The organism is Skermanella aerolata KACC 11604, assembly GCF_000936425.1.
Classification (GTDB): domain Bacteria; phylum Pseudomonadota; class Alphaproteobacteria; order Azospirillales; family Azospirillaceae; genus Skermanella; species Skermanella aerolata.
Window position 1 is genome coordinate 1 of sequence record NZ_AVFK01000101.1, and the last position, 8,014, is coordinate 8,014.

Consider the following 8,014-nt stretch of genomic DNA (forward strand, 5'->3'; position numbering starts at 1 on the left):
AACCTGACATTAACGATTAATTTTACCAACTTTCAACTCAACATCCTCTAAGCTGGACTTTGCAGGTTTAGGGAGGATTGCAGGCGACGCGGATCAGGCGGTTGAGCAGGCTATCGGTATTTTTTGCACTCTCCCGGTGATCCGGTGACGTTGCGAAAGTTGGTGAGGTCCAGAGTTCGCGGCGAACGAGGGCGAGAGCGTCGCTGAAGGTTGGCTCAGCTTTGGGGTACCAGCGGACGCGGTCGGGCAGCACACCGAGTTGCCCCTTGATCCGGTCGGCCCAGAGGGTGACCAGGGAGAACAGGCCGAGCAGGGCCGGGGTGGTGCGCAGGATCGCAAGATCGGACCACTGCCGCTGGGTCTCGACGCCGAGGTGGCGGCGAACCTCGGCCAGAGTGACCTCGACCCTCCAGCGCCGCACGAACCAGCCCAGGATCTCTGTGGGTTCGGCATCGAGGTCGGTGCACAGGAAAGCCTGCGGCTCCCTGTCACCCTCGGCGTCGCGCACCAGCACCCAGCGGATCAGCACGCGTCTGCCGGGGTGATGCCACAGCGCGGTGCCGGTGGCGACATCGAGCCGATGCTGCGTTTTGCCATACCAGCCCTGGATCACGACCTGCTGCCACGGCGTGGTCGGATCAGCCACCCGCGCGGTCAGGGTCGGCAGGCGTGCCCCTTTGACGCGGGGGCGACCCTTGTCCCGAGGGTGGCGTGCTGGGGGCGGTTCATACAGGCCGGCATCGAGCCGCAGCCGGGTGACCACATCCAGATGCGGGCTGACGGAGCGCAGCAACTCGATGACGGAAAAGCTGCTGTCGGCGACCGCGACGATCCGCCGGTCCGGCAGCCAGCGGGCGGTTTGGAGCAGCGCCTGACGGCCCCAGTCGGTCAGCTTCTTGTGCCGCCGACCCTGCTTCTGTGCGTAGCGTTCGGACGGTGCCAGAATGGTCAGGAACGGCAGCGCCCAGACGCAGCCGGCCCACGGAATGGGTGCCAGCAGCATGACACACAGCCAGCGCAGACCACTCGCTTTGACAAAGTGGCCATGACTGGAGCGGACCGGGTCCCGGTAGATACCGCGCGCCTTGATCTTCGCTCCCCAGCGGCGTTCGATCGTGTCGTCGAGACCGATGACGACCGGCCCGTCCCGGACAAAGGCGGCGACCAGCAACCGCAGCAGGCGATGGGCCACGCGCCGGGCCGACCAGCGGGCGGTGCTCAGCACGCGATGATAAACGGCAAAGCTCGCGCTCTGGTCCAGGTCCATGACGCGCAGCGCCGCCGTGACGGTGCGCCGGCCCGGGCTCAGCAAAGCTCCGCTGACCAGCACCAGGACGTGGTCCCAGGTCGCTCCGGGGAAGCACCAGATGAATGGCCACATCCAGTCGACCAGGCTGCGCGGTACGCTACCGACCATGATCCGAGCTCCTGTCCCGCCTGTTGAACCCGGCACAAGCAACCCAGTCCGGCACAGGAGATCACGATGGCGGCGATCAGAACCGACGAGATACGCGATCGCATCGCGGCCTATGCCTTCCCGCGCGGCGGTGTCGAGGTCGTCCGCGCCAGCCGCGGCTACACGCTCTACAGCCGGCGCACCGACGGCCCTGTTGCCCGCCTGCGCCCAACCGGCGACGGCGACAAGGTTCAGGTGATGTGGTGGCGAGAAACTACTTGGGCTGCTCCCGGCGACTTCGGTCCCGTCATCATGCCCCTCGATCAGGCTCTCCAGTTTATTGCCACCGAAGGCTTCTTCTGGATCAATGCCTGAGGTCTGCCAATCTCACGAAACATGCAAAGTCCAGCTAAGGTGAGACACAGTTTCAGGATCGTCCAAGTCCGCATCCCACCGTCATCATATCCAGAGGTCCATAGACGATCGTTTGACGGACACGCAGCTTGCAGCCAAAACAGTTTATGTTATATTTCGGTATAACATCATCTGTAGGAGGCGCATCATGCACACAACCAATCTTCGCAAGGTCGGCGGCTCGATCATGCTGGCCGTGCCGCCTGCTTTTCTCGATCAATTGCACTTGCAGGCCGGTGCAACGGTCGGCCTCGCGGTCGACCATGGCTGTCTGGTAGTCAAACCCAATCCACGGCCGCACTACACGTTGGCGGAATTGCTGGCCGCGTCGGATTATTCGCAACCGCAGCCAGCCGATGAACGCGAATGGGTCGATGCACCCGCCGTGGGCAGTGAACTGCTATGAAGCGGGGCGACATCTATCTCGTCTCGCTCGATCCGACTGCCGGGCACGAGCAAAGCGGCAATCGTCCCGTCCTGGTCGTGTCCCCCGCCGAGTTCAACGAAGCTACCAAATTGCCGGTAATCCTCCCGATCACCAACGGCGGCGAGTTCGCGCGCCGCCTTGGCTTCGCCGTGCCCGTGACCGGCATCAGGACTACCGGCGTTGTGCGCTGTGACCAGCCACGAGTAATCGACCTGGCGGCACGCCACGCCCGCAAGGTGGACACGCTGCCTGCACCGCTCATGGATGAGGTGCTGGCGAAGGTCGTCACGCTCTTCGAGTGAAGTGAGCAGGGCCATGAGCATGAACGAATTTCGCCGACTGGCCGCGCGGATGGATCAGCAGATGCAGCAGCTTGCCGCCGAAGGCGTCAGCGAGGCGCATGCCATCATCAATCGCATGATGGGACACGTTCCCGACCTGCATCGAATTTGGGTCAGCACCTCCGACCAGCAGCTCATGGCGCTGTCCCGCGAGTTTCCAGGTTTCTACCATTACGCCCGTATCATGGAAGAAGCGTTCGAAGCTGAACACAGCAAGGCATCGCGGCCCTATGACGGCATGGCCCCGTTCTCCGATCAGCGCAGGCAAATGGGCGCGCAGTTGCTGACAATGGCGGCCACACTTGAGCGTGGCTATCAGGCACTTAATGCGAGCGGGAACCGGCAAGTCTTCCAGCCACAGCTCGAGGAGCTGGGAATACTGCATCGGCAATGGCTGTCCGACTTGAACGACTTCAAGACCTCCCTACGTGCGCAGGGAGCAGAATCCAAGCTGCTGGACTACGTGAACGAGGCATTCGGACGCCTAACGGAGCGCATCAAGCAGCTTGCCGGTTGAGCAGGGGAGTTCGGAGCCATTCCCGTCTCTCACGGCGTTTCGCACATACGACTGCTGACACACCCCGTTCAGAAGTCCTAGGCACACAGGGTGGCCAGTCCAATGAACTGGTGCAGTCGTCCTCTGAAAACGACAAATGGTCAAATGCTGATACAACTTTCGAATAACGGCCGTCTTCGGACAGTCTGAACGATGACGCGGAGGACTGGTTTCACGCATAAGGAGTGGAGAACACGAACAGCTATTGCTATTGAGTGCGCATTTATCTAAAAAGATATTATTCCGTTGTTGGAGAAATTTTTATACAATGGACCTTGCGTTGATTTTTTGTGTCAAAAAACTAACTCATTTTCGAATTTGGAGAGTATTATAATGGAGTTATACAAGGTTATGTTGAAAACTCCGGTTTCTCCGCTCACGTCGGCGCGGGTACGCCAGGAAGTTGATGCCCTGTCCGCCGAGGAACGAGCCGCTGTCATGCTGGTCTGCGTAAACGGTCTAAGCTATCAGGATGCCGCTCGGAAACTCGGCATCCCGCGCGATGCTGTCATGGGCCATCTGCTTCGCGGTCGCCTGAAGCTCATCCGCAATCTTGATCTCAACGGCGCGGCAGATCGCGACACTGACTAAGCCGTCTCATTGCCATCTTTCTGATAAGCGGCTTTGAGCAACGTATTGAGTTCACGCAGCTGCGCAACCCGCTGGCGCGCATTCGGATCACGGGTAAGCAGTTCCTCGACACGACGCCGTTGATCCTCATCCAGTTCACCGTCCACGTAGGCGAACAGCAACACATCTTCAGATCGTTCTTCAGGATCCACAATGCTTCTCCCCAATGGTACTTTCGACTGAAAGACGAACACCACTGTCTCTCATAAAATGTATGAACCTTGCCGCTCTAGAACGACTGAAAAGTTATGTTTATTTCCTGAGCATCAAAAACAGCTTACACTCATAACATGTAATTCTTTAGAAATCCCATAGGCTCCTGAAACTTCTCCGAAGATTATCGGAAGAGGGATAAACAGCAAAATTATAAAATGATAATCTATTTTTAACTGGTGTGGTCAGCGGTGACGCGCCGGAAGTTCCTACTCAGGACCTCGCCGGATTTAGCCTCCTCGGTGAGGTCTTCTTATTTTCAAGCGGATGCAGGATGGATCAGGAAGAGCGCCTCGGGCTATGGCTGGTAATCGGCGCTGCATGCCTGAGCGCGCTCATGTTCGCAGTGATCGCGGTAATCTGATAGCGTATAGGCGCCGGAATATCTCGGCAGAATGCACAGGATGCTTACACCGTCATTTTTCAACCAGCTGTTGGACATCAGGACTGGCTGGCTGGACGATCGGCACGCTGCCGCACTCGATAAGCTGTGTCCGATGCCTGACGAGATTCATCGGACAGGGAATACCTCAACCGGTCCAACCGGACTGCTGCGGCTGTCGCCATCCGAACAGCTCCAGCTCCGGCGGCAGGGGGGCCGGATCCTGGCCATTGATAAGGCGCCGGGCGACCTCGACGCTGTCCAGCAGCGCCCGGGTACGCCAGGGCTTCGCCAGATAGCCGAGCGCGGCATCCCTGTTCTGGCGCGCCTCGCTGCACTGGCCGGAAACGAACAGGGAAGGAACCCTGTACTGCTCCAGCAGATCACGCGCGAGGTTGATGCCGGCACCCCGGCCTTCCCGCAGATTGATGTTGATCAGGGCCAGATCGGGACAGCCGGCCTGGATGAACGCCAGGGCATCGTTGATGGTCAGAGCTATCCCGATGACTGTATGCCCGGCGCTTTCAAGCGTGTCCTGGATATCGATAGCAATGATGACCTCATCCTCAACGATCAGGACACGCACACCCGCCTCCCCAAATCTCCAGTCGACCAATCTACGCATAGAACACCGTAAGGATGCGCGCTCTTTGGGGGAGGAGGTGGGTTCCGGAGAGACCTCAGGGTGAGGGTTGCTGGATACATGGGGGCGATGAGCGTCAGGGCTGACCGTTCCGCCGGACCGTTCTGTTCGAACAGGCAACGGGCAGGACTATGAGTGTGGACGATAGATCAGTGCCATCTGTCAGCGCCGCTGAGAGCAGCGGCGACGGCTCCGATCAGGGCGCAATGCCGGACCGGCTTGATCAGGATATCGGCGGCATATTCGCGACCTTCAGCCGCCCGCTGATAGTCTGCCGTAACGAAGATGATCAGCACTCCCAGCGAGGCCAGCTCGGCGGCGACGGAAACACCATCGACCGCGCCGCTCAGGCAGATGTCGACCAGGGCCAGATCGGGCAGGTGCCGCTGCGCCTCCTCGAGAGCTGTCTCAGCGCTCGCGTTCGGGCCGGCAACATCATAGCCGGCTTCCCGCAGCATGGCGGACCAGCCCTCGGCGATCAGAGGGTTGTCCTCACAAACCAGAACCCGTCCACCCCAGGTTTGCCTGGTCTGCATGGCGCTCTCCCCTCATGACGATGAACAAGTATTGTCAGGATTTAGTGTTAATAAATCATTAACGTTAACAAACATGGAATCAGGTAAGAGACAGGAAATGTGTTCAGTTACTGACTGGGGATCGCCTATGGTCTAAGCAAGGTCCTTCGAGCCAGCAGTGACGCATGAAGCATTTACTACAACAAACGTCTTAGATCAAAAAGTCAATTTTCCAGATTGCCTAGAGAAATGCTAAAATAACGGAAAAATATTATAACCTACGTGTCGCGGTTGACTGATTAAAATAATGATGCTGCTCGTCACTGTGTTGAACCGAGTCTTTCAGTGCCGTCCCCGGGCTGATCGGCAGTTCACTATTCGCAAAGTCATAGTATAATAGTTCAGGAATGATGAAATGCATCGTACGGTCAAGGATCTTCAAGCCATTGCCGACGCCAAATTGGATCCAACAGAACGAGAAGATGTCTTGAAGATTATTGCGCGCCTTTCTCACCAGGATGAGCAATGGCCGGACGTTGACGAGCTTATGCGGATCAACCTGTACTTTTCTTATAAGTCGAATGAATAAAGTGTAGGCCGTCAGCTGGAAAAATTACCTAATGCAAAACCAAGGGTTGTGAGTTATTTATCCAAGCTGGGACTCAAAATTGGAATGGCCCCGTACTGTGTCAGACATCGTCCGTCGAACAATTGCTGATCTAAGTTCGTTGGGAGAGAAGCTGGACACAGTCAACCGAGAGCGCATCCGTGAAATTATCATAAAATTGCAGTGTTTAGAGGAACAGCAATTTATCCATATCGAATTGCTCAACCAAAATTCACATGATTTGTAAGTATATGTATCTCGATAGTCATACGTTGATCTGCTCCTGAAGATCATACCCGGCTTGTGCTGGCGTTTCACGCTCGTCCACAAGGGTAAGCATCAAGTGGCGGAGCTGTTCACCAAGTTCCTGAAGCCCCTGGGCCTGATCCAGGGAGGTGCCATCGACGGCGGCCGTCTCCTCGCGTAGACGCCGGATCAGAGGCAGAGCCTTGGCAAAGTCGTCCCTGCCGGTGATCAGATAGAGCCGGTACAGGTGGCTGTCGAGGGTGTCGAACCAGCCCTGCAGAGCGGCTTTGTGATCTTCCATTTTGGTGTTCAGGACACCCGGACGACGGACAGCGAGTTCGGGATGCATGATCAACACTTTTCGTTTAGTTGAAGCGCAAAAGGCTTGAGGACCAGTCACTGTGAGGCGACCGGCCCTCTTGCTCCTGGTTCAGGCAGCGCGGATGCCGGACAGGAAGCGCTCGACCTCGGCCCTGAGGCGCTCGGCCTGGCGGGCCAGTTCGCCCGAGGCGCCCAGCACCTGGGTAGCGGCGGCGCCGGTCTGACTGGCCGCCTCGGTGACCTGGACGACGTTGCCCGACACCTCGGACGTGCCGGCCGCCGCCTGGCCGACGCTGCGCGAGATCTCAGCGGTGGCGGCACTCTGCTCCTCGACCGCGGCCGCGATCGTGGTGGTGATCTCGTTCATCTCGCCGATCGTGCCGCCGATGCCCTGGATGTCAGTGACGGCGCCGCTGGTGACGGCCTGCATGGCAGCGATCTGGGCCGAGATCTCCTCGGTCGCTCTGGCGGTCTGGGTCGCCAGGTTCTTGACCTCGCTCGCCACCACGGCGAAGCCCTTACCCGCCTCACCAGCCCGGGCGGCCTCGATCGTGGCGTTGAGCGCCAGCAGGTTGGTCTGGCTGGCGATCGACTGGATCAGCCCGACCACTTCGCCGATCCGGCCGGCCGCCTCGGCCAGCCCCCGGACCGTGCCGTCGGTCCGCCCGGCCTGCTCGACCGCCTGGCCGGCGATGCCGGTCGAGCGGCTCACCTGGCGCGAGATCTCGCGCAGCGAGCTGGTCATTTCCTCCGACGCCGCCGCCACCGTCGAGACGTTGCTCGACGTCTGCCCGGCCGCCGCCGCCGCCGCCGTGGCCTGTCGGGAGGTTTCCTCGGCAATCGCCGCCATGCTCTGGGCCGTGCTGTCCAGCTCGGTGGCGGCCGAGGCGACGGTGCGCAGGATCTCGCCCACACCGCCCTCGAAGCCGCCGATCAGCCGCTCGACCTCAGCCGCCCGTGCTTCCTTGGCCTGACGCTCCGCTACCTGTGCCGCCTCCAGACGGACCCGCTCGACCGCGTTGTCCTTGAACACCTGAACCGCCCGCGCCATGTCGCCGATCTCATCGGAACGTTCCAGGCTTGGAATAGCGAGATCCGTGTTGCCGGTCGCCAGCTGCCCCATGGTGTTTTCCAATCCCTTGATCGGGCGGGAGACGGCATTGCCGATCAGCCAGCCGAGCGCCGTGATCAGCACTATGGCAGCCGCGAAGACAACCGAGATCTGGGTGATAACGGTGTTGATGTCGGCGAAGGCTTCGACCGAGGGAGCGCGTACGAGTACCGACCAGCCCAGCCCGGGATAGTCGTAGGCACCGGCACTGT

Annotated in this window: 12 protein-coding genes; 6 read left to right on the forward strand and 6 right to left on the reverse strand. The window is 59.5% G+C overall.

Translation table 11 applies throughout. The annotated features are described in order from the left end of the window. Positions 1–67: 67 nt before the first annotated feature. Entirely contained in the window at positions 68–1,417 is a 1,350-nt protein-coding gene (locus N826_RS37760) for an IS701 family transposase (protein WP_044437641.1), read from the reverse strand. A 66-nt stretch (positions 1,418–1,483) separates the two neighbouring features. Between N826_RS37760 and N826_RS37765 the strand changes: the two genes are divergently transcribed. The 5 genes from N826_RS37765 to N826_RS37785 all read left to right on the forward strand — a co-directional run bounded on the left by N826_RS37765 (position 1,484) and on the right by N826_RS37785 (position 3,725). Beyond that, positions 1,484–1,771 (forward strand): hypothetical protein, encoded by a 288-nt coding sequence (locus tag N826_RS37765; RefSeq protein WP_044437642.1) that lies wholly within the window; start codon positions 1,484–1,486, stop codon positions 1,769–1,771. 187 nt (positions 1,772–1,958) lie between these two features. Then, entirely contained in the window at positions 1,959–2,216 is a 258-nt protein-coding gene (locus tag N826_RS37770) for an AbrB/MazE/SpoVT family DNA-binding domain-containing protein (RefSeq protein WP_044437643.1), read from the forward strand. Further along, complete coding sequence (locus N826_RS37775; RefSeq protein WP_044437644.1) at positions 2,213–2,539, forward strand: type II toxin-antitoxin system PemK/MazF family toxin; 327 nt, start codon at positions 2,213–2,215, stop codon at positions 2,537–2,539. Before N826_RS37770 ends, N826_RS37775 begins: the two co-directional genes overlap by 4 nt. Before the next feature lie 13 nt (positions 2,540–2,552). Next, the gene (locus N826_RS37780) at positions 2,553–3,095 is read left to right on the forward strand and encodes a transposase (RefSeq protein ID WP_244619776.1); all 543 of its coding nucleotides are present in this window, start codon (positions 2,553–2,555) and stop codon (positions 3,093–3,095) included. A 372-nt stretch (positions 3,096–3,467) separates the two neighbouring features. After that, positions 3,468–3,725 (forward strand): RNA polymerase sigma factor, encoded by a 258-nt coding sequence (locus N826_RS37785; RefSeq protein ID WP_052832780.1) that lies wholly within the window; start codon positions 3,468–3,470, stop codon positions 3,723–3,725. Here the strand turns inward: N826_RS37785 and N826_RS43980 are convergent. From N826_RS43980 to N826_RS37800, 3 genes are all read right to left on the reverse strand, one after another. Further along, entirely contained in the window at positions 3,722–3,916 is a 195-nt protein-coding gene (locus N826_RS43980) for an anti-sigma factor family protein (protein WP_169789505.1), read from the reverse strand. The genes N826_RS37785 and N826_RS43980 overlap by 4 nt on opposite strands. Before the next feature lie 591 nt (positions 3,917–4,507). Then, on the reverse strand, positions 4,508–4,945 hold the full coding sequence (locus N826_RS37795) for a response regulator (RefSeq protein WP_044437646.1): 438 nt from the start codon (positions 4,943–4,945) through the stop codon (positions 4,508–4,510). Positions 4,946–5,151: 206 nt separating this feature from the next. Next, positions 5,152–5,538: a response regulator gene (locus N826_RS37800; RefSeq protein ID WP_052832781.1), complete on the reverse strand. Its 387-nt coding sequence runs from the start codon at positions 5,536–5,538 to the stop codon at positions 5,152–5,154. Positions 5,539–5,932: 394 nt separating this feature from the next. On the opposite strand from N826_RS37800, the gene N826_RS43985 reads away from it, so the two are divergent. Then, entirely contained in the window at positions 5,933–6,106 is a 174-nt protein-coding gene (locus tag N826_RS43985) for a hypothetical protein (RefSeq protein ID WP_157599424.1), read from the forward strand. Positions 6,107–6,389: 283 nt separating this feature from the next. Here N826_RS43985 and N826_RS37805 read toward each other — a convergent pair whose 3' ends face one another. Together N826_RS37805 and N826_RS37810 are read right to left on the reverse strand one after the other, a co-directional pair. Beyond that, positions 6,390–6,671, reverse strand: a complete 282-nt coding sequence (locus N826_RS37805) for a hypothetical protein (protein ID WP_147041303.1) — start codon at positions 6,669–6,671, stop codon at positions 6,390–6,392. A gap of 129 nt (positions 6,672–6,800) precedes the next feature. Next, on the reverse strand, positions 6,801–8,014 hold a 1,214-nt coding region (locus N826_RS37810; RefSeq protein ID WP_052832782.1), incomplete at its 5' end, for a methyl-accepting chemotaxis protein.

Bases quoted from the DNA above. Each gene is read 5' to 3' on its own strand.
- N826_RS37765 (WP_044437642.1), top strand. From the start codon at position 1,484: ATGGCGGCGATCAGAACCGACGAGATACGCGATCGCATCGCGGCCTAT.
- N826_RS43985 (WP_157599424.1), top strand. From the start codon at position 5,933: ATGCATCGTACGGTCAAGGATCTTCAAGCCATTGCCGACGCCAAATTG.
- N826_RS37775 (WP_044437644.1), top strand. From the start codon at position 2,213: ATGAAGCGGGGCGACATCTATCTCGTCTCGCTCGATCCGACTGCCGGG.
- N826_RS37770 (WP_044437643.1), top strand. From the start codon at position 1,959: ATGCACACAACCAATCTTCGCAAGGTCGGCGGCTCGATCATGCTGGCC.
- N826_RS37780 (WP_244619776.1), top strand. From the start codon at position 2,553: ATGAGCATGAACGAATTTCGCCGACTGGCCGCGCGGATGGATCAGCAG.
- N826_RS37800 (WP_052832781.1), bottom strand. From the start codon at position 5,538: ATGCAGACCAGGCAAACCTGGGGTGGACGGGTTCTGGTTTGTGAGGAC.
- N826_RS37760 (WP_044437641.1), bottom strand. From the start codon at position 1,417: ATGGTCGGTAGCGTACCGCGCAGCCTGGTCGACTGGATGTGGCCATTC.
- N826_RS37805 (WP_147041303.1), bottom strand. From the start codon at position 6,671: ATGGAAGATCACAAAGCCGCTCTGCAGGGCTGGTTCGACACCCTCGAC.
- N826_RS37785 (WP_052832780.1), top strand. From the start codon at position 3,468: ATGGAGTTATACAAGGTTATGTTGAAAACTCCGGTTTCTCCGCTCACG.